The 20,794-nt window shown below is 43.8% G+C and carries 16 protein-coding genes and 1 pseudogene; 5 read left to right on the top strand and 12 right to left on the bottom strand.

The window, feature by feature from the left end:
* Positions 1–36 precede the first annotated feature (36 nt).
* On the top strand, positions 37–1,443 hold the full coding sequence (locus CWB99_RS17565; protein ID WP_138552255.1) for an MFS transporter: 1,407 nt from the start codon (positions 37–39) through the stop codon (positions 1,441–1,443).
* A 46-nt stretch (positions 1,444–1,489) separates the two neighbouring features.
* Here CWB99_RS17565 and CWB99_RS17560 read toward each other — a convergent pair whose 3' ends face one another.
* From CWB99_RS17560 to CWB99_RS24160, 3 genes are all read right to left on the bottom strand, one after another.
* A complete protein-coding gene (locus tag CWB99_RS17560) occupies positions 1,490–1,876 on the bottom strand; it encodes a hypothetical protein (RefSeq protein ID WP_138552254.1) in 387 nt (128 codons plus the stop codon).
* Positions 1,877–1,972: 96 nt separating this feature from the next.
* Complete coding sequence (locus CWB99_RS17555) at positions 1,973–2,830, bottom strand: NAD(P)H-binding protein (protein ID WP_138552253.1); 858 nt, start codon at positions 2,828–2,830, stop codon at positions 1,973–1,975.
* Positions 2,831–2,930: 100 nt separating this feature from the next.
* The gene (locus CWB99_RS24160; RefSeq protein ID WP_171045383.1) at positions 2,931–3,074 is read right to left on the bottom strand and encodes a hypothetical protein; all 144 of its coding nucleotides are present in this window, start codon (positions 3,072–3,074) and stop codon (positions 2,931–2,933) included.
* 401 nt (positions 3,075–3,475) lie between these two features.
* On the opposite strand from CWB99_RS24160, the gene CWB99_RS17550 reads away from it, so the two are divergent.
* Both CWB99_RS17550 and CWB99_RS17545 read left to right on the top strand, forming a co-directional pair.
* Positions 3,476–4,018, top strand: coding sequence for a nuclear transport factor 2 family protein (locus CWB99_RS17550; protein ID WP_138552252.1), 543 nt, complete (start codon positions 3,476–3,478; stop codon positions 4,016–4,018).
* 238 nt (positions 4,019–4,256) lie between these two features.
* Positions 4,257–5,180, top strand: a complete 924-nt coding sequence (locus tag CWB99_RS17545; RefSeq protein ID WP_138552251.1) for an Abi family protein — start codon at positions 4,257–4,259, stop codon at positions 5,178–5,180.
* Positions 5,181–5,465: 285 nt separating this feature from the next.
* On the opposite strand, the pseudogene CWB99_RS24635 reads toward CWB99_RS17545, so the two are convergent.
* A pseudogene (locus tag CWB99_RS24635) lies at positions 5,466–7,027 on the bottom strand (serine hydrolase domain-containing protein).
* A 153-nt stretch (positions 7,028–7,180) separates the two neighbouring features.
* On the opposite strand from CWB99_RS24635, the gene CWB99_RS17530 reads away from it, so the two are divergent.
* Both CWB99_RS17530 and CWB99_RS17525 read left to right on the top strand, forming a co-directional pair.
* Positions 7,181–7,402, top strand: a complete 222-nt coding sequence (locus CWB99_RS17530; protein ID WP_138552248.1) for a helix-turn-helix domain-containing protein — start codon at positions 7,181–7,183, stop codon at positions 7,400–7,402.
* 276 nt (positions 7,403–7,678) lie between these two features.
* Positions 7,679–9,604: an RNA-binding domain-containing protein gene (locus tag CWB99_RS17525; RefSeq protein WP_138552247.1), complete on the top strand. Its 1,926-nt coding sequence runs from the start codon at positions 7,679–7,681 to the stop codon at positions 9,602–9,604.
* A 276-nt stretch (positions 9,605–9,880) separates the two neighbouring features.
* Here CWB99_RS17525 and qatD read toward each other — a convergent pair whose 3' ends face one another.
* The 8 genes from qatD to CWB99_RS17485 all read right to left on the bottom strand — a co-directional run bounded on the left by qatD (position 9,881) and on the right by CWB99_RS17485 (position 20,765).
* Positions 9,881–10,609, bottom strand: coding sequence for a Qat anti-phage system TatD family nuclease QatD (qatD, locus tag CWB99_RS17520; protein WP_138552246.1), 729 nt, complete (start codon positions 10,607–10,609; stop codon positions 9,881–9,883).
* Positions 10,609–11,940 (bottom strand): Qat anti-phage system QueC-like protein QatC, encoded by a 1,332-nt coding sequence (gene qatC / locus CWB99_RS17515; protein ID WP_138552245.1) that lies wholly within the window; start codon positions 11,938–11,940, stop codon positions 10,609–10,611. Before qatC ends, qatD begins: the two co-directional genes overlap by 1 nt.
* Entirely contained in the window at positions 11,933–12,808 is an 876-nt protein-coding gene (locus CWB99_RS17510) for a hypothetical protein (protein ID WP_138552244.1), read from the bottom strand. The genes qatC and CWB99_RS17510 overlap by 8 nt, the downstream gene beginning before the upstream one ends.
* Positions 12,808–14,577, bottom strand: a complete 1,770-nt coding sequence (locus tag CWB99_RS17505; protein ID WP_138552243.1) for a KAP family P-loop NTPase fold protein — start codon at positions 14,575–14,577, stop codon at positions 12,808–12,810. The genes CWB99_RS17510 and CWB99_RS17505 overlap by 1 nt, the downstream gene beginning before the upstream one ends.
* A gap of 129 nt (positions 14,578–14,706) precedes the next feature.
* A complete protein-coding gene (locus CWB99_RS17500; RefSeq protein WP_138552242.1) occupies positions 14,707–15,153 on the bottom strand; it encodes a hypothetical protein in 447 nt (148 codons plus the stop codon).
* A 3-nt stretch (positions 15,154–15,156) separates the two neighbouring features.
* Positions 15,157–17,241 carry a site-specific integrase gene (locus CWB99_RS17495; RefSeq protein WP_138552241.1) on the bottom strand — a complete coding sequence of 695 codons (2,085 nt, stop codon included), beginning with the start codon at positions 17,239–17,241 and terminating at the stop codon, positions 15,157–15,159.
* A 1-nt stretch (position 17,242) separates the two neighbouring features.
* Positions 17,243–19,513: a hypothetical protein gene (locus CWB99_RS17490; RefSeq protein WP_138552240.1), complete on the bottom strand. Its 2,271-nt coding sequence runs from the start codon at positions 19,511–19,513 to the stop codon at positions 17,243–17,245.
* The gene (locus tag CWB99_RS17485) at positions 19,500–20,765 is read right to left on the bottom strand and encodes a tyrosine-type recombinase/integrase (RefSeq protein WP_138552239.1); all 1,266 of its coding nucleotides are present in this window, start codon (positions 20,763–20,765) and stop codon (positions 19,500–19,502) included. The genes CWB99_RS17490 and CWB99_RS17485 overlap by 14 nt, the downstream gene beginning before the upstream one ends.
* Positions 20,766–20,794 lie beyond the last annotated feature (29 nt).

Here is a 20,794-nt window from a genome sequence, read left to right as displayed (position 1 = left end):
ACTATGTGACTGTATTGACGCATAAATAATAATCAAATGAAATCATTCCCGTCGCTCTATTTTACCAATCTGTTTTTGATCAGTGGCACCGGTTTACTGACCACCTATCTGGCTTTGTACCTGGGTAAACAAGGGGTCTCCACCTTCTGGATAGGTTTACTGACCTCGTGCTATTACCTGGGCCTGTTACTGGGTTCCAAACTGGGCTATCACCTGATCAAATCAGTGGGGCATATCAGGACCTTTGCTGCCAGTACGGCTGCGGTCATCGCCTGTGTGGCTGCCCACGGGGTGAGCGATAACATTTATCTGTGGCTGGCACTGCGCTTATTTGTCGGGCTCGGAATGATGTGTAACTTCATGGTGCTGGAAAGCTGGTTAAATGAACAAGCCGCGCCGGAATCCCGTGGCCGGGTGTTCTCTTTTTACATGATCACCTCTTATCTGGGCATGGTGGCAGGACAATATGCGTTGTCGCACTTTCCGGAGCTGGGCTATGCACCTTTGTTTTTAGTGTGCATGGCACTGTCGGTGGGGATCATTCCGATTTCAACTACCCGCCGGATCCATCCTAAACCGCTTAAACCTATTCAGGTCAGCCTGTTCAGTTACATCCGTAAGGTGCCCCAGTCAATGACAGCCATCCTGTTTGCCGGGATCATCAATGGCAGCTTTTATGGCCTTGCCCCGACCTTCGCCCATTCATCGGGCTTTAATGCAGAAGAGATCGCGCTGTTTATGTCGATCACCATTTTTGCCGGACTACTGGCGCAATGGCCGATGGGGATCATTTCAGACAAGATCCGCCGCAGTATTCTGCTGCGCAGCAACGCGGTAATCATAGGTCTGGTGAGCCTGTTGTTATTTTTGTTGCCTGCCTCGCAGCAAACCGCCTATGTGTTGAGTTTTATCTTTGGTCTGTTTGCATTTACCTTATATCCGTTGTCATCCGCGCTGGCAAACTCGCGCGTTGATGACGAAGACAGGGTTGGCGTTTCTTCGGCCCTGCTGGTCGCCTTTGGCGGCGGTGCAGCGCTTGGCTCTGCGGTCAATGCTCAGCTGATGGCGCAGTTTGGACACCAGGCACTGTATGCCTCCATAGCCCTGCTTACTGTGCTCATGTTTACCCTGCTCACTTACATCAACTCACGACAAAAAGCCGAACGACCCGAACCCAGCGACTATGTGGTGGGTACGTCCGATGTGACTAACTCGCCACTGGCCGCCACCATGGATCCGCGGATTGAAGAAACCACAGCCCACGAGCAAATGCTGGTTGTGGATGAAGATGAGGCTGGCGACACACAACCCCGGGATTATGATCCCCAGGACCACGAAGCGGATGACGTGCCTTGCGAAGACGACACGCCGCCAGACAGTGCCACTGAGACACCTGACGACATACACGGTGCACCCACACCACCCGTCAGTAATAAACAGTAAATTCGTGAGGCCTGTTTAACTGGCCTCATTAACTTTCCACTCTTGCTTATTTGTAGTTTTTAACCGTTTTTTCGACGCTTTTTGCTTCATATTCCAAGGTTTTATGCTGGGGTGACAACATGGCCGCTGCCGGCAAATTTGCTGTCAGCCAGCCTGCAAAAGACGAAATGTTATCGGGCGGGATATGCAAAAACACAACCTGCCCGGCATTTAGTTTACTAAGTAGTGATACATAGTGAGGCTGTCGACGCACCAACAGGTCGTAAATAAGCGCCACATCGATGCGCTGCTCGTCCAGTTTTAGCCCTGCAATTATATCGTCGGTCAGCTCCCCATCTCCCACATGCAGCACTGTCCAGCCATTGATCTCTACAAAATAGGCATAATTTTGCCTGATAAGAAATTGAATATAAAACTTATCTATATAAAACAAAGAGAAAGGCCAGACATCGGCTAAAGCTGAGCGGCTTTACATTGCAACCCTGTACTGTCACTGTGCGCCATAAAGCCAAGCTCGGGCCTAACTCGCTTAATGCGCTGGCAAAAAGGGTTTGGCTTGCCAGCCTAACTCGCGGATGGCTTTGTCGCTTGAGAACACCTGCTGCAGTGCATAGCCTTCTGTCCAGGTGCCATATATTTGCGCCCACTGCGCCGCTTGCCCGCACACAATTGGTTGCGCAGACAATGTCTGTAATAAGCTTGCCAGCGGAGCGCTTGGCTCTGCCGATCCTATGTACTCTTCACCTTGCTTGCCGCGCTCAAGCACCAGACGATATAGCTCGGCCAGGTTAGTGCGCTCAACCAGTGGCCAGGTTTGCGTTTCTTCCGCTGGCAACACGGGGTTGCCACAGCGCTCTATTTCCCAGCTCAGGATGGGCGGCAAATAGTGCTCTTCCTCGCACACCACATTGACCGGGCTGACAACGCGTAAGTCGATGTTTTCTTTGTCCGATAACCAGGCGATGTTATCCAGCATCCACTGAAAATCGGCCACTGAATGCTTTGGCGTGGTTTCGGTGATCACCGCATCATGGCTGCCATAGGCCCAGCACCCAGCGGTATATACAAGTATAAGTGGCGTAGCGCGTGTTAATGCATGGTCAGCCACAGCCTGCATCAGCGTCGCATCCACCTCGCCCATCTTGTCATCAAAGGTACAGGCGGTATGGATAAACGCATCACAGCTCGTAAGCTCGCTGAGCCAGGGTTGCGGCTCGGTCAGTGACCCCGTCACGGCCGTTGCGCCCAGTTGCAAGGCTTTATCAGCGCTTGTTGCATTTCTGCACAACACCTTGACCTGATAGCCATGTGTGACGAGTTCTTGCACTATGGCACTGCCTATATTACCTGTTCCGCCAGTCACAAATACCGATTTGTGTATGCTCATCTGTTTCTCCTTTCAGATTTAAAAACATACAACCACAGTAGCGCAATATGTACCCAAATTTCTACACTTCGTATGAGTAAAAGCGCCCCAAAGCGTTTGTTCACGCTACCTGAGATCCGGCCACCGTATCAGCGCGAATTACCCGGCTGGCCCACACAAACGCCAGCGCCAGTAACCCATTGGTATAAAAGTCCAGCGATAATCCCACTTCCGCCCCATACAGCATGCCCGCCAGTAACATCAAAAAAATCGGGCATCCCATTGTTTAGTTGTATGGTCAGTGTTTTTCATTATCTTCCTCGTATTAGGTCCATGAACTGGTGAGGGTAAACAATGCTGGTAAAATGCACTTATGTCGTTTGAATGGGCCCGTTCGAACTTTTTATTTCAATTATTTTCATAACGTTACACCACTTTCTTCAGCCTCTTTTATCTCTGTGGCTTATTCAGCGGTGCTTGTCAGGGCGCAATACGATGCGCCATAACGCACGCTTTAACACCCTGATTGTCACAGCCTACGTGCGACATGGGTTACCAAAAAGTACCCTGGTAAGTAATTTGTGCCTTCTTGCAAAGGTAGTTACTAATAATTACCATGGTTACCAGATGAGACTTAAACATGAATTTACAACTAAGGAGCACCCCATGTTGAAAACCCTAAGTGCAGCATTACTTTTACTGGTCAGTACCGTGACATTTGCCGCTGGCAAAGACGCCCCTAAAATCCAGTTTGATCAGTTAAAAAAACCAAACTGGAGCGAGCAGGAATTAAGCAACGCACGCCTGGTCACCGACTTTGTACAAAACCTGATGAACGACCACAACTTTGACTATGTACTGGAGCACTACAACGACAGCGCCTACGTGCAGCACAACCGCAACTTACCGGATAAAATTCCCGGTCTGGTCGGCTTTTTACAAGCGTTTGTAGAGGATTACCCGGACTACAGCTACGACGTAAAACACATCTACACAGACGGCGACTTCGTGATTTTTCACTCTCACGCCACGCTGGATAAAGATCACCGTGGCAATGACCAAAAAGGCATGAACATCATCGACACCTGGCGTATAGAAGACGGCCGCATTGTAGAGCACTGGGACTCAATCCAGGCCCTGGACCTGTCGATGCGCATTTACTCACTTTTCAGCGGTGGCGATATTCAAAATGATAATGGCGTTTTTTGATAGAGAGTTTTGATGAAGAGTTTTGATGGGGTGAGTGTGGAGTGAGCACAGTCGTCTTATGTCAGCTTTAACATTCAGATTGAAATGACACGGCTCAACTGCAATATCGAGTCAAATTAGGACAGTATTTAGCCTTGAATCTAATGATTTAGACGCTATAATCCACCGTAACAATACCCCTCCCGCTTCTCATTGGAACAGCGCACCGCGAGGGGTTACTCGTTTATGGGGTATAGAAATGCGCAACAGCCCTAAGGTCCGGTATAGCAAACCTCCAACCACTTACCATGCCCAGATTAAGCAACTCCAGGCCCGAGGTTTAAACGTTGAAGACACAGAAGAAGCTGAGTTTTACTTGTCACAGTTAAACTATTACAGGCTTGCAGCCTACTTTCTCCCATTTGAACAAAACCATTCAAATCATATATTTCAAGCTAACACCTCATTCAGCGATGTATTAAACCTGTATATATTTGACCGGAAGCTTAGGCTGCTTATACTAGACGCAATTGAACGATTTGAAGTTTCCCTGCGCACCCAATTCGCTTACCACCTCAGCCATTCCTATAACACAGCACACCCTCATTTAAAGCCTGAGCTGTTTTTAAATCCATTGATATATGGTAGCAGTGTGAGTCAGTTAGCTAGGGATGTTAAGAATAGTAAAGAAGAATTTATCAAGCACTTAACGTCGAAATATGAAGAGCTAATGCCTCCAATCTGGGCAGTGGTCGAACTAATGACCTTGGGCAACCTATCTAAGTGGTTTTCGAATATCAAACAGCGAAAAGATAGACAAGATATAAGCCGTATTTACAAACTGGATGAAAAGGTCATGACGTCGTTTTGTCAGCATCTGTCTTTAATCAGAAATCACTCAGCACATCATGCGAGGCTCTGGAACCGAGATTTTACAAAAACCATGATGCTCCCCAAAAAAGGGCCTGATGCATTACTACAATCGTTGCATCTTCTTCCAGATAGCGATAGACGCCTTCGCAAGCTCTACAATACTCTCACAATGACCGCAAACTTGATGGATATAATAGCGCCAGGCAACCTGTGGAAACTCAAGCTGAAACATTTAATCAATCAGCACAAGATTGATACATCCAAAATGGGTTTTCCAGATAACTGGCTAGAAAAGCCAATATGGTGCTAACCATAGAAGTACCCTATGCGTAATAACACGACATTTCTTTCGTGCGGAGAGTGCTGCCAAAATGCTTTTGTTGAGAACGCTCAATTACAGCCTTCACCAAAAGACATAATGCAGCCAAAGATCACAAAAAAACCGCTCTAAATGACAGAGCGGTTTTTAACAATGTAATTAACTAAACTGAATTTAGCGACTGCCGTTGACTGCCTTTGTTGTGGTCAATCATACCGGGCTGCACATAGCGTTTTTATTTGCAAAGCTTCAACAACACGACTCACTCATCAGCAATTAAGTTTTAACAAATTCTATATTCAATACATTGTGCACACCCGTGAACAAACTCACAGTGCCTTGGCATTGTTGAATTCTCAACCTGGTTATATCCTCATGACTGGTCTTTAGTAAATCTGACTCGCAATATTCCAGCTGGTACACTTCTTCAGCGCTGATCATCCCTAATGCTCGCCCGTTATGACAAATTTCAATTTGAGTGTTCAACTCTGCACTAAAGTAGCGACCAACCAGCCTATTTAAATCTGCCTTAGATGGTTGAAAATCGTTAATTTTTCTGACTTTAAACGCTTTGCCTGTACGTGCGCCTAACCAGGACACAAGCTGGCTTTGCTGCATATCAAATATCACCGTTAACTGACCTGCGTCGTTAACTAACTGGCCGTCACCCGCATGGTATAAAACCCTCTCACCACCAAACAACAACGTAATTTGCTCGCCACTGCGCACAATTTCAAAGCCGTTTTCAGGGTCATGCAAAAACTCATACCTGCCTGGCAGGGCTTGCAGCATAGACTCGCTAAACGCTTCTCTGCGTGCCAACTCGGGCAGTACCTGCTCGTCGACCAGGACATTGGCAAGCACAATATCAGCGATACTTTCAGCCAGCCCAATAGGGTCGCCGTCTGCATCATTACTCAATACAACCACGGACAGCTGTTGCTCGGGAAAGCGCAGATATTGCGACAAATAACCACCCCAGCAACCGTCGTGAAACACGATTGGCTGGCCCCGATAGCGGCCAAACTCGAGCCCCAGCCCGTACTCTGCCTGCGCTCCATTATTGAGCATACCCGGTTGCTGCAATCGCGCGGCGACATCCCGCCAATATGGGTCTTGCGTGTAGAAGATATTGTCCCACTTGAGCAAGTCGTGCGTATTTGTGCACAGCGCGCCGTCTGCCAGTTGGCCATCTGAGGCTCATAGCCGTCGTTACCATCGTCGCAATAGGCCTTTACCACCGGAGGCTGATCCTGGCCCGCTCTTCCCCAGAAATAGCTACTGGTCATCTCCAGAGGCGTCAAGATCGCTTGCTGGCTGAACTGGCTGAGCGTTTTTCCGGTCACGACCTGAACCACCAGAGCGAGTAAAAAGTACCCTGTGTTTGAGTATTCGAATTTTTCACCTGGCGCAAATTCCAGCGCATACTGACGTTTGATCATGGCCAGGGCCTGGCTGTCGCTCACGGCCTGATCGAACTGAACACCCGCCTGAAACAGCAACTCATTGTAATCACGCAAACCACTGGTATGGTTCAGCAAGTGTCTGAGGCAAATGCTGTTGCAGTATTCGGGCAACCCATCGAGATAATCGGCCAGCCTGTCGTCCAAACTGAGTAAGCCTTGTTTCTCCAGTATCACCAAGGCTGCAGCAGTAAACTGCTTAGAGACCGAGGCAATGTCAAATACCGACGCCGCAGTCAGACTCACGTTTCGCTCTATATCAGCCAGGCCTGCCGCACCGCAGTAAATCACCCGCCCTCTTTGATAGACAGCGACGGCATAACCGGGCCCCTTTGGCACCTGATGCTGCTGGAGCAAGATATCAATGCCTTTCATAGTCGTTCTAGTGTAATCGTTCGAGAGCGTTGTCATGGTTAGGTTGCGACTCCATCAGCCTAAGGGTAGGTACTTTAATTGTTCATCCACAAAAAAGTCATTAACTAAAAGCTTCTTAACCTTTTGATTTTATTTCACCAGAAGGTCAACCGCATGCTAAGAGCGTTACAGGCAAATCTACGCAACCTAAGACGGGACCATAACCTCTCACAAGCCCAGCTTGCCGCCAAGCTCAATGTGGGCCAATCCACCATCAGCAACTTCGAATCCGGCAGAACCGTGATGACCATAGAACAGATTTATCATCTTCACCTGATGTTCGGCGAAGACTTTACCTGCCCCTGTATTGATTTTATTTTGGGAAGGGATGAATGAATAGAACTTACAGAAACTGTCCGATTAGAAGTAGCCGAACTTGGATACATATCTTTGTTAATTTTTACAAAAATGATTTTATCGATGCTTGTACATACTTTTTGATCTCCTTATTCCTAACCCCAATAAGCCCTCAGCTACTAGCCCCCGCTTTCTAAGTATCCAGAGCGTGCAGTTGTGCTGATCCAATGTTAACCTTACTGTAGGTGCCATTTAGTAATTAGTACCTATACATTATCAATATCTAATCAGGTAACTTTAAAAACTTGGTGGGCAATGACACAGTTCGAGATTAAAACGCTAGACGATATATCCCTTCTAAGGGAATCGTCAGAGCTAGAGTGCAAGCAGGCAGGTGGAAAAGATGGCAAAGGTGCGATTCCTAAAGACATGTGGGAAACTTACAGCTCGTTCGCTAACACTAATGGCGGCACAATTATTCTCGGCTTAAAAGAAAAGAGAAATCAATTCAGCCCAACCGGTATTGAAAATATTGAACAAATAAAAGCTGATTTGTTTAATACAGTAAACTCACAAAAAGTCAGCTGTAATTTACTTACTAACGACTCGGTTCAAGAAGTTACTATTGATGGTAAAAACTTACTTATTATTTATGTAAGAAGGGCCAAACGCGAAGAACGCCCTGTTTTTCTAAATGGTAACCCATTTGAAGGCTCGTATATACGAGCTCACGAAGCAGATCAAAAATTATCCGCAGAACGTGTAAAACGTATGATGGCGGAACAAATAGAAGATTCTCGCGATAACGAAGTACTTCCATATTTTGATATGCAAGACATTGACATCGAATCTTTGCGCATTTATCGTCAAAATTACACTAACCTCAACCCTACACATGCCTGGAACGAACTAGATAATCAGTCCTTTCTTAAAATGATAGGAGGGTGGCGAAAAAATAGAGAAACTGGTGAGCAAGGTTTAACTGTAGCTGGTCTATTGATGTTCGGTATTCATCCCATCATCCAGGAAAAGTTTCCCTATTATATGCTTGATTATCAAGAGCGCCCAGAAGCAAAAACTGAACGAAGGTGGGTAGATCGCCTTACTCTCGATGGCTCATGGTCAGGTAACCTGTATGACTTTTCAAGAAAAGTCTATAGGAAGCTCATTGAAGATCTCAAAATTCCCTTTGTGCTCGAAGAAGGTATCAGGCAGGAAGATACTCCAGTGCATATTGCCCTACGTGAAGCTTTGGCAAATACAATTATCCATGCTGATTATACAGGAAGAGCATCAGTACTTGTTGTAAAAAGGCCAGATATGTTTGGCTTTAGAAACCCAGGGACGATGCGAGTGTCAATAGAGACAGCACTTCAAGGCGGTGAACCTGATTGCCGAAATCGTTTACTTGCTCAGATGTTTAGATATATAAAATTTGGCGAACAAGCTGGCTCTGGCTTACCAAACATTCTCGATGGTTGGAAAAGTCAACACTGGAAAGTACCTTTACTTCGTGAGGCATCTCAACCTTATGAACAAACTCTGCTTGAACTCAGAATGATAGATTTATACCCCAAAGGAGTCGTGTCTGAGCTTAAAAGTAAGTTTGGAGAAAAATTTTCCAAGCTTTCAGAGCTGGAACGCACCCTCACGATTACAATTTATTCTGACTATTACTTGACCCACCAACAGCTTTGCTCACAAACTTCAGCACATACCAGAGAGGTAACTCTAGCATTAGTCAAATTAGAGCGAGCAGGTATAATATCTTCCAGTGGTGAGCATAAAGGTAAGGTTTATCATAAACCAAATGTCATCATCCCCACTCCAGATAATGAATCAGGCCAATTTTTAGCTGAGAATGTATTCGTTTCAAACCCCAGCACTTGTAATGACCCACAAGAAGGTCCGGAGCTAGATCCGGACCTAAGTCCGGACTTTACTCCGGACTTTGAATTAGCAGGCTCAGAATGGAACGAATTAGAGAAAATTGCAGAGCCAGTAAAAGGAAATAGCCGAAAAGCAGGTAAAGAAGCTGTAAACCAGGTTATCAAAGAGCTATGCCAAGGGAGGTTTATTGGGCTTAATAATCTCTCAATTCTACTTGACATGAAACCCGATACATTGAGGAAAAACTATCTTAATCCGTTAGTTGCAAACGAGCAGCTTCGCCTAGCCTATCCAACAACCCGCAATCACCCAAAGCAAGCTTATACAGTAAATAAAATAGTTGAGTCTTAACTTCGGGTCAAAACTCTATTATCCACAAAAAAAGCGCTTTCGCGCCTTTTTCAGTTGTGGGGGAGTAATAAAGATATTATCCTTGGGCTGATGGAGTAGCCCCTTAACCTTGGTGAAAAGTATTACTTAAAATATGATTTCTTGCTCTAGGCCTTTATTTATAAGACCTAGAGCTATGTTAATAGCTAATCATATTTTTAGTCATAATGCGTGTCAAAACATGCTTAAAAAGCAGACAAATAAGTCATAACTTTATTGATATTACCCCACTCTTTTTCAGCTCGAAACTAAAGCTCTTAAGTTACCAGCAAGTATGGTCTGAACATCTTCTAGAGATTTTTCCCAATCATTAGACAGATATTCAATGACACTCTTAACACTTGATGGGAATAGTATGTTTCCATCAACCTTAGCAAATGGACCGTCTGTCTCTAATAAAATCCGACTCTCAGGTAACCAAGAAATTACTTTTCTTGCTCTAGCTGAAGTCAACATCGCAGGCCCTATTGAAAAGTAGCAACCAAGCTCTACTGCTTTCAATACTTGCTTCTTTGTTGCTAAAAACCAGTGAAGAACGGGTATACCAGATTTTGGGTATTCATTTAGACATTCTAAAACCATGTCTACTGCATTGAGACTATGAATGGTTAAGATTTTATCTTCGAATGACTCACACATATTGAGAATATGCTTGAACACCAACAATTGATCATCAAGGTTCTCGACAAAACCTCGAGAGCCATCAAGTCCAATTTCGCCAATATATCGAGTTTCACTTATCAACTTATCAAACAGAGCAAGCTCACTTTTCCTTTGGTGAGCCAGCTGAGGGTGTAATCCCAAAGCGGTTCTACAGTTTTTTATTCCTCGCGTAAGATTACGAGTACCTTCGAAAGCAGAAGGTACCGTAGTAACAGATAACACATAAGACCCTGTATTAGAGATGTCTTTTAGAATTTCGTCATAGTCTGGGTACAGATCTACATGACAATGCATATCCATCATTAAACATTGTTCGCTTTCAGAAAAGTTTCCACTTCTTTTAATCCACGCTGGATCGTAGACTCAAGTTTATTTCTTGTCACTTGATCATCTGGTAATGAACCACTTTGTCTAACCCAGCCCTTGTAATCTTTGCTCTTATCTAACCTAATAATAGCTGTCTGAACAGCATGTAGATCATCTCTTATATCTTTTTCTTTATGAATCAACTTTAAGTTTTGACTGACATATGGCGCATCTGCAATAAAACCAGCATGATGCACTGAAGCCCGTCTTATTAAACAAGGTACGCAGTGGCCACATTGCATATGCTTTCTATGCCAATGACTGCAAGACACACTTAACGGTACGGCCTTAGCGATAGCATCTTGGTCTAAGCATTCAGCTAACATCTCTCCCTTTGTTTTAAATTGGTATGGGTTAATAAACTGTATGTTTAAGCCTGCGTCTTTAAGTAACTCTTCTAGGCGATTTAAAAAGTATGGATGAGTAGTTCGCGTGCTGTGACTACCTATTCTCCGCCTTGTAAGTGGAGGGTTAATAGATATGTAGCCATTTTCTGGAACAATAATTGTGCTAATACTACTATCTTTATTAGCGTTTCTTAATGCAGATATCCCCAACACAGCCATAGCTAAAAAGTTAAAACTTCTACCACGCATCGTGACATCTGTTTTACCTTTTAGTTTTGACATTAAACTGGGCGAGATGCTGTATGAAAGTTCCCCGTAATGAGATTTCAGCAGCTTTTTAATGCTTTTTTGCTTTACTCCATCGCCACGATAAGCATGACTTAACAACAAAGGTTTATAATCTGAGGGACTATTTAGTATATCTATCGCACCAACGGCGCTATCTAATCCTCCAGAGAAAAGACATACTGAGTTTAGACCTTTGAGACTATCAAGCCTTGCTTTGGATTTTTTGCTAATAATAGGAGCAGGCATTTGAAACGTCGTTTTTGTGAACGTAAATTGCCACTGATCACCGGTTAAAAAGTTTAAAATTGAGCTCAAGCGGTTCGACAACTTATTCCACAAATAATGATCAGATACAGGAATGTGAAGATGCATTACCCGAGACCACGCATCGGCTGCAACGCTTCTGCGCTCAAATGTTTCCGCAGCAGTAACTGCACTAGCGATAGTAATCAAATCGATAGCATTTGCATCGATCTCTACACCAAGATCTCGAACTCTCTTTAGCAAAGTGCCAGAAGCTCTACTATGTTTTTCTTTATTATGTGGGTGTGTGTTAAACAGCTGAACAGGATGGCAAGCATCTGAGTATTCAGGGAGCAGTGCAGGGTCATGGTTAAAATAGAAGTTAATCATTGAAAGACTCCCACTCATCTACTGTCTGAGATATCGCATCAATTTGTACCTTGCCAATGTTGCCTTGCGATATATTTCCTCCATTGTCATTCATCACTTTTTCTACTTTAGATTGAGTTATCACTTTTATTAAGTCCCTTAATTCTTCTTCCATTCTGTGGTGCTTGCTTGGATGCGCAGCATGAAACCAAGCTTTACCCATACCATTGACGACATCCTGAAAAATGAGATCAGTTAAATAGCAGGAGATTGCTTCTTGAATGACATCATCAGTAAACATGGATTCATCAAATGCATCTTCTTCTGGCAACACTTCCGCCAAGGCAAAGTCTAGGGCTAAACGTACAGAGTCGGCATCACCGTTTTCGGGCGCTAAATGTTCACTAATACGATCTATAGCTTGATCGGTTGATAGCCCATTAAGGTCTGATAGAGATAGTGTTCTGCCGTTAGCTTTAACACTCTCACCTTGCATCATTCCGAATAATCCGGAGCCTGCGGTAATTCCGCTTGCTAATCGACGGCTTGTTCCTGAGCCTCCTCCTGAACTAACTGAGTACTTTTTAAGGGAACCACGCAAATTGGAGCTCTTGCCATCTGGCTTAGCGTAATCACCGAACGATCTCCTTGCACCGGCTAGCCTATTTGGAGGTGGTATATTCGGAACGGGCCCAGGAATTTGTTGTTGTACCTTTCCATTATCTATCTCCGAAGAAGGCTCTTTGTCCTCAAGCTCTTGCTGACCATCCTCTCCGTCTTGATTACCGACATCGCCTGTTCCCACTTGCACAGGATCACCTTGCTCTGCCCACGGTGGCAAAAGGGGACTTTTATTGTTCGGTCCAGTACTTGATGCTGAAGTTCCCACTATTTAGCTCCTTCTAACTCTTTAATTATTAATGACAGCCAGCGTTTCTTTGGTGCCTTTTTTGCAGCAGCCAAAAAGATATCTCGACACCTATCGTCATGCCCAGCTAACTTCCAAGCCCCATATATGCCAGGGGTTTCTCTTTGCCAGTCTTCAATTTGGCGCAAATGATCTACCAGAGCATCCATGACTGAAACATACTCCTCTGAAGCTGTTTTCTCTAATAAAGCGTCACTTGCTTTGCTTCCTTTAATTTTCTGCTTGATCAGGCCCTCTAGCAAAGCTTGCGCTGCTCCAGATATTACAGAGTTAACAGCTCCCATAGGAATGTTCTGTCTACTTAAATATGCGGCAGCAGTAAGGTCAATGCCCGTGAACTTTGGCTGTAATTTTGACCATTTGGCTAAGAAAGGTTGATCATGTTTCCATTCATCAGGCAGTACATTTTCTTCTAGTTCTTTGTCATTGTTTTCTAATTCAGCAATAAGAGCAGGCTGGCCACTCTCTGTATCAATCAGCTCATATAGTTTATTTGTTGCTTGAACACCCATACAACGTTCAAAAATAACTAATTTCGTGATCGTTCTTTCATCAAGTTGCATACCCCTGCGATGTGCAGTTCTTTTTCTCATTTTAATTTGATTTAGTAGTCGCTTAACAATTCTAGGGTTGCCGTTGATATTTGCCGACTCCGCAAGTATCAAAGCCATTTGTTCAGCTATTTTGAATTCCTCCCTAAGCTCAGCAACAGCATCAAGCTCACACTCTTCCAGTAAGTCGTCAACAGAAATCTGGGCTTGCTTCCAAGAAAATTTGAGTGATTCCTCCAGCCTTTCTCTCAAACGGACAAACTCTTTTTCAGGAACTTTTCTATCTTGGGCAATTAACATAATCAAATAGGCTCGAACCTCAGCAACACCTGGTTTTGGGACGTGCACTGGAATTTGTATGAGCTTGTCTAAGTAGTCAGTTTGGTGACGCGCTGATGCGCCTTTATGAAAGTGTGGGATTGCTAATCGAATCATGTCAGGATCAGCTGCAACAACAAATGCAGTATTTGGCATGAACAGGAATAACCTAATAGCTTCAAGTGTAGATATAGTGTTCTCTGGTAAACATCGATCTAGGTTATCTACATAGACTATAACAGGCTTGTCAAAAGCCTTTAATAAGGATGTGTATGATTTTCTGAACTCACTGATTTCTTTAGGAGGAGAGAACCTTTTCTTAGCTTTGACAATCCCTTTCGTTTTTTTACTGACCTTACCGAGTTCTTTAGTATCTTTCTGAAGGTCCGATAGCTCGAACGTACTCTCTTCATCATCAGTGGCATCACTAGCCCATCCAAAAAGGCTTTGAATAGCCCCAAATGTTGGCATCCCTGATATAGTCGCTGCTCCTTCAGCCATCAGGCCCATGAACCTTACTTTGTCGATTCTTTTAGCAAAATCAAGAGCTTTGGCAAGTAGCTTTTCATCACCTTCAGCAGCTTTAACAAGGTGAGCAGCTATGGTTTCTAATAACGCAGCTTTTGCATCGTCATACCCCTGGAATGTCCAAGCATCGAAATGAATTTGGATATACTCTTGCTCTTCTTTTTCAAGAGCATTAGCTGTTAGCTCTAAGATCGTAGATTTACCTGCTCCCCAGTCACCAAATACACCAACTGAGATTGGCATTAACTCTCTCTCGGTTATTAGGTCTTTTATTGATTCTGCAATCTCATTAAAATTGAGAAAGTCTATTTTTGACTCTTTATCGGACCACATTAGCTTTCCTTACCATTCAAAACAGTAGGCAGAATATACTAGATCAACAAACCTGTTAACCTTTATTATACATTGCAGTTCATCGACTGAATGGTTACTACCGCTTGGCAATAAATCTTGCTTCGAATCTTATTTGATTCTAATGACTTTAGGTTTGGAATCTTGAAGAAGCTTAATTCTATCTTCAACATCAAGCAGGCTCATCATAGCTGTCAGCTGCATTGTTTGTTCAGCGTATAGCCTGTCTAGCTTTTTATTCGCTTCTTCAAGCTCTAAACGGTACTTCTCTTTCAAAGCCTTCTCTTTGGCTTTCTCTTCTCGCAACCGCTCTAAGTCCGATTTAACCGAACGTTTTCTGATATCACGTTTAGCAATAGCAAGTTTTTGCTCTTCAATCGCATCCATCACGTCAGGATAACGATAAGCGGAGCCAAGGCTTAAACCAGCTTCTTCCTGAACTGACTTTACGTTCACTTTGTACTTACCAGAGAGACGCTCTGGCTTCTGTTCAACAAGACGCTGTAAAGCATCCAGCAATTTTTTCCTAGTTACTTCAGGGTTTCGAGTTTTGGTCATAAATTACACCGTTGAAGAAATAAGCCCAGATATCTCATTACCCTTTAATTGGTATCGTTCAAAGTCCAACCCCATGTCGGCCATGATTTTTTCTGCTGCCTGAATACGAACCATATGGAAAGCGATAATATCCGGTGACAATGCATTCTGTATCTGCACAGTTTCTAAAATCTTGATGCTTTCCATTCTGGCAGTTTGTGCATAAGCCGAGCTTTCTACAATTGACCAATCGCAATCCGAACATTCGGATAGCTCGATACCGATCCTCATACTACACATACGATTGATACAATACATGCCAGGTGCCAATGCGTGAATGTGCTTTCTACCCGACTTAATCTCTTTCTCGAAGTATTCAGGTGATATATCTCTTCCAGAAAGGCTTTCTGAAAACATAACTTTTCCTTGACCACCTCCCAGCTTGATACCATTCATGGCCTTTTGCGTAAGGTTTGAATAAAGCTGACCTTGCTGCCTGGTTCTCTCTTTTTCCAAGTCATGATACACCTTACTGAAAGAGCTAGCATTTCGAGCATAATACATAGTCATAGCAATTGAGTAATGGCTAAACTGCTGCTTCAGCTGGGGGTAATCCGCCAGCTGCATTCCTACCAGATAGTATGCCAAAGACCGCCTTAGCTGATGTGGCGTAAGGTGCCATTTATCACCGATGTTGAATGTCTTTTCAGGATCGCTACGCCGGAGCATTTCAATGTCGTCTGAGTTCAATTCAACAGAAAAGTTATGCTCTTGGTTTGAAAATAACTGCCTCAGGGATCTAAGAACATTTCCTGCTCTGTGGACACTTCGAGGCTTTCTGAAATGAGTGAAACCATTCAGCAGCCAGACTTTACTTCCTTGACTCTCAAACCAAGTGCGAACCGGCCTATTAAGTACGTTCAGAAGGTCATACGCAAGGTGGCCGTGGCGCGTCGTTACATACACATCATTTTGTCCTTGATAACCCGGTGTGATTTTCTGCTGCTTAGTATGAAAAAGATGAATAGGCTGGCCATCCAGTTCAATCGTCTGTGCGCCATACTCTGGGGTGATCTGTAGTAATTCATTACTTCGCATACCGCTAAGGCAAAGAACCAAATATCTACATTTACTATCAAGCCGCCTACAGAAATCCTTCACTTCATGGTGAGAATCAAACCGCACATTCCCAATGGTTTTAGCGGGGAACGGCTCATAGAAATCAGTTCTGAGTTGTGGATTGGTTTTATCCCATATAACATTCCAGAGTTCATTTTTTCCGTGATCTACTAATGGCACCTTATGCTTATTTAGCTCAGAAATGAATTCAAAATACTTTTTGTCCGCATTATTAAACAGTTGGCCAACACCACATCGTCCGTGGCGTAGCCTCTGGATCATCCTTCTGGCCTGAGACATTTCATATTTTAAAGCTGCTAGAACAGTTTCCTCTAACTGTTCTTTATATTTGTGCCAGTACTGTATTTCTTCGGTGAAAGCGTTTAATGCTGCCAGGTAAATTCTCAAAGGTATTACCGGGTGCTGTTCTTTCACAGGCTGTTTTACATTGAGCTTTCGTAGCGTTAAGCGCTCAGACAAATTAACATTGAAAGGTAAAAGATCGGCTAAATCGTTGAGGCTGTTAATCACACCAATATCAAGTTCTCTAGGAATGAAAACACCGTTTTTAATGAGGTTCTTCAACGTTTCAATCGTCAGGCCTTCAAACGAGGAACCACCCGATTTATTTAGTGCATAAGCAAGTTTTTTCAAACAATCAATCTTGGATCGCACTGAATTGATGCGATAGGCCTCACGGGAGTGGTATATGTAAGCAAGGGCAACAGATTTGAGTTCCTGGATAAGCTGCATGGGTACTGCGCAATCTGGAAATCTAAAATTCAACAGTGTTAGTTCCGTCCCGACCTTATAGGGCTCAAAGTCCCAAATATCATCGTTGAAAAATGAAATAGACGAGCCGTCAAGTTCGAAGGATACAGCTTCCCGTGCTAAGTCTTTCCATAGTCCATGTTGCGCTAAATACCGCAATCGTTCCACAGATGCATCAACCGTACTGGAGTTTGTTAATTGCGTACTTCCAATAATCACCCTAAACCCCTTTCATACCAAGAGAAGATAGTTCCAAATTATCCCAGAGCATGTGCCTACCTTCAGTATCAAGCTTAAATTGGGCCTGTTGGACGATATCGGGAGAAACAGTGCTAGATATGACCTTTTTATAAAGCTCAATCGTCTCACCCAGGTTTTTTGAAAAGCGCTCCGGATAATAAAACCAACTCTCTTCCATGCATTCTAAAAAGGACAACAGCCGATATAATGGCTCCACATCATTGACCAGTTTTGCGTGCTGGCATTTTATACAGCTTTCATAATCGAAGCATACTTGGCTGCCGGCAAGTTGACTCTTTTCACTCTGCTCCTTATGCTGAAAACACGCAACACCAACACCATTTAAGTTCGCCTTGGTGCCTAGCAGTTCATCAAACTTGATAACTGAAACACCCAATTCAGAGGCTAACTCGGCTTTCGATTGTTCCAGAGAAGCTCCTGCGCTCATCTTTTCAATTACAGCCAGCCCTTGGGATATAACCAGTTGATTGTCGTAGCGGTTACCTTCACTGTAATGCTTGAGCACTGTGCGGTATTGATTGTTTAATATCTGTGAAACGTGTAATTCAGTTTTATTGGCCTTTCGCCTTGCAAGCTTTGCAGCGGTTTCTCTAAACCGGCTGGACGCCAAATTTACAAAAAACTGCCCGACATGAATCCCATAGTCGCCTAATTGCCCTAAGTTAGGCGCTAAACCTTCCCACTGGCTGGCCTCTTTTTCACTGCCCAAAGGCAATAGATAATGTATCTTTGATACGTTTTTACGCTGCCGAGTTACTGCATACGCAGCCAAACGTTCTAAGAAGTTTTCGTATTTAATATCAATACTGAAGCTACCTTGAGTTCCATTTTCGTAGTAAAAATCAACTCTTAAGATCCCGTCCTCTAAGTTCTTTTTTAACGGCAGAATTATGTGCTTTAAATTCACGCCTTCTGATCTATTTTTCGGGTGAGCAACAATGATGGCATGCAATATAGCAAAGCTAAGTGTCGTCACTCGTCTGTTGCAAAATCGACGGATAACTCTTTTGTTTTTTACAACCGTTCTTTTTACCAGCTTCACCTCATCAAATTCGATATAGCCTTTTGAGCTTGTCTCTATAAAGTGAGCATGGATACCCATTAGATATGGAATGGATTTGAATGCTCCATCTGACATTAACAGAAGGCGGCCGGATAGCTGAGTATTAATGAGCAATGTCGAGCTTAAAGCTCGCTGCTCACCATCTCTATCTAACCAATAAAGCAATTTGTCATTTGTCCCAGTCGAATATTTAAGGGATAGAGCCAATAGTGTTTCGATGAACTGTAAAGACTTCTTGTGCACCTCCCCACCAACGAGCGACAGCACTTCCTTGTTTGCTCTTCGTTTGTGTGCGGTCAGCCTGTAATACTCAACACTTTTATCTTCTATCCAAGTAACCGGGTGGCACAAATCCAACAACTGGCTTGTATTAAACGCGGTAAAGTAACTGAGAAGGTAATACCCGCACGCCATAGCCTGGTTAAATGCGGTATCGACATTCATCATCGCGTGCTTGGCTCGCCCCTTTTTATTCTGGGCATTTACTGGAACATCAAAAAACGCCTGTTTTATTTCAACCGATATCACCCTAGGAGGCGATTCACTTAACAGTGGAATAGCCAACTGAAAAAAGTAAGAAGATAATCGGTTCAGGATTATTGGCAGTTCCCGCTCTGAATAGGCTTCATAGGACTTCGGCTTTCCAGAGCGAAACCGTCGCAGTTGTTTCCCCCACTGAAAAACATTTTCACCACACCATGTTAAGGCTTGCTCAGTTGCAGAAAATATATAACCTGCCGATCGCTCCTTTAATCCCGTATCTTGCCCTTCTGACATCTGCCATATAGGAGCGGAAGAGTTGCCAAGTAAAACAAGCTCCCATAGATGGCGGTGATATTGTCTCCAAGTGGTTTCAGAGAAAGGGTATAAGCTATTTTGGTCGCACCATACCAGATATTGTTTGAACTTTAGAAAACTGTTGTACAGTGTCGCATGGGCCGTTTGGCGATCTAGTTCCTGCTGAAAAGCATAGGCATATCTGGTGACTTGCCGTTGTCTATCCTGTTTTTTCTTTGTCGGATCACATAAATAATGCGCCAGTCCTTGGAGATCAACTGATGTGACGAAATTGTCGATTAGTAATTCATAGCTCCAGGTAGGAAAGGTTGTAACCGCACTATCTTCTGGTCGCCTTAAGTGTGAACCGCTTAAACTACTTTTCGCCATCGGATCCACCGAACAACTGGAAAATGTCACTCATGTGATCCGCATGCTCCAGCATCAAGGCATTGGATTCGATGAACTCGACATACTTAAAGGTTGAAGTAAAACTGTTATGGCCCATCAGTTCTTGAAGTATTGAAGCAGCAGCCCGCAGGCTACCTTTCTCCTCCCAAAGCTTATGAAGCGTGTAGGTTGCATAAGTTGATCTCAAGTCATGAATGGCATAGTTAAAATTTCTGTACCGCCCAGAAATCACCTTTCGTATGTCTGAAAATGACTTCTCTATCGTATTGGAATTAAACGGTTTACCCTGTCGGCTAATAAATAGCTTTCGCTCGTCATTTTTACCCTTTGCGGTATATTTTTGTCGGGAGGGGGACCATAAGTATTGATAGAGTTTAAACATCAGCGATGCCGGGAATTCGACATAACGCTGTTTACTAAACTTTGTTTTCACCCCATTTTTCGGACCAATAGAGACAGGAATAGCATATGAGCTATCCGGATTAAAAATGGCTGATTCAGGTATAGTAAGGACCTCTTGCAACCTCATCCCTGTAACCAATGCAACCTCAAAGATTAGCGCTTTATCTTCGGGGATTTCTTTGATGTGCTCTAAAAATGTCGCAAGGTGCTCTTGAGTTAAAGGCGATAGTGTCCGAGTTACATGTTTCTTTTGTTCCCTGGGAAGCTTTTTCATTAAATTAGTCGTCTGTACACTAATCACCCGTTGGGAATGAGCCAGCATCCCCGACTGACGCAGAGACACGATTTCAAAATCAAACGGCTTGTTCCTTTCGGAAAACTCGATGAGGTTGTTCCGCCCAAGAAACTTGTAAAAATTTACAATGACTCTTAAGTACGTCTTGGCTGTGGATATTGCAATATCATCCGACTGGATAGCGCTGACGAGGAAATCTGCGAACCTAAATGTTTGCTTGCGGCTTTTTGAATGGGGAAACTGCCAGTAGTTTAAGTTGTTCTGATGGAGAAACCTAAAATAAAGAAGCAGCGCTTTTGCATCCGTTGCAGTACTTTTAGCCTGCTCTTCATCTTTCTTCCAGAAGAGATATAGGCATACGGGTTTGACAAGTGAACCATCTGGATCAACCAACACATGGACGGCAATCTCTTCTTGGTTTTCACGAGCAGCAAGCTTTAAGGTTTCTTCGCCAGTTTCTTTGTCTATGGATAGAGACAGTTCAGGATCTCTATAGACATTCACTTCACGGATACAAAAATCGTTATCAATCATGGTGACTGAAATTTCTCCTCATTTGACTT

Source organism: Pseudoalteromonas rubra (genome assembly GCF_005887095.1).
In the GTDB taxonomy this organism is placed as follows: Bacteria; Pseudomonadota; Gammaproteobacteria; order Enterobacterales; family Alteromonadaceae; genus Pseudoalteromonas; species Pseudoalteromonas rubra_E.
The sequence above is the reverse complement of the archived record's forward strand: the minus strand, read 5'-3'. Positions and strand labels throughout refer to the sequence as shown.

What these genes read in the sequence shown, in the direction of transcription:
- CWB99_RS17530 (WP_138552248.1), top strand. Translation starts at nt 7,181, where the DNA reads ATGCTAAGAGCGTTACAGGCAAATCTACGCAACCTAAGACGGGACCAT.
- CWB99_RS17490 (WP_138552240.1), bottom strand. Translation starts at nt 19,513, where the DNA reads ATGGCGAAAAGTAGTTTAAGCGGTTCACACTTAAGGCGACCAGAAGAT.
- CWB99_RS17505 (WP_138552243.1), bottom strand. Translation starts at nt 14,577, where the DNA reads ATGTGGTCCGATAAAGAGTCAAAAATAGACTTTCTCAATTTTAATGAG.
- qatD (WP_138552246.1), bottom strand. Translation starts at nt 10,609, where the DNA reads ATGATGGATATGCATTGTCATGTAGATCTGTACCCAGACTATGACGAA.
- CWB99_RS17485 (WP_138552239.1), bottom strand. Translation starts at nt 20,765, where the DNA reads ATGATTGATAACGATTTTTGTATCCGTGAAGTGAATGTCTATAGAGAT.
- CWB99_RS17525 (WP_138552247.1), top strand. Translation starts at nt 7,679, where the DNA reads ATGACACAGTTCGAGATTAAAACGCTAGACGATATATCCCTTCTAAGG.
- CWB99_RS17555 (WP_138552253.1), bottom strand. Translation starts at nt 2,830, where the DNA reads ATGAGCATACACAAATCGGTATTTGTGACTGGCGGAACAGGTAATATA.
- CWB99_RS17545 (WP_138552251.1), top strand. Translation starts at nt 4,257, where the DNA reads ATGCGCAACAGCCCTAAGGTCCGGTATAGCAAACCTCCAACCACTTAC.
- qatC (WP_138552245.1), bottom strand. Translation starts at nt 11,940, where the DNA reads ATGATTAACTTCTATTTTAACCATGACCCTGCACTGCTCCCTGAATAC.
- CWB99_RS17500 (WP_138552242.1), bottom strand. Translation starts at nt 15,153, where the DNA reads ATGACCAAAACTCGAAACCCTGAAGTAACTAGGAAAAAATTGCTGGAT.
- CWB99_RS17550 (WP_138552252.1), top strand. Translation starts at nt 3,476, where the DNA reads ATGTTGAAAACCCTAAGTGCAGCATTACTTTTACTGGTCAGTACCGTG.
- CWB99_RS17565 (WP_138552255.1), top strand. Translation starts at nt 37, where the DNA reads ATGAAATCATTCCCGTCGCTCTATTTTACCAATCTGTTTTTGATCAGT.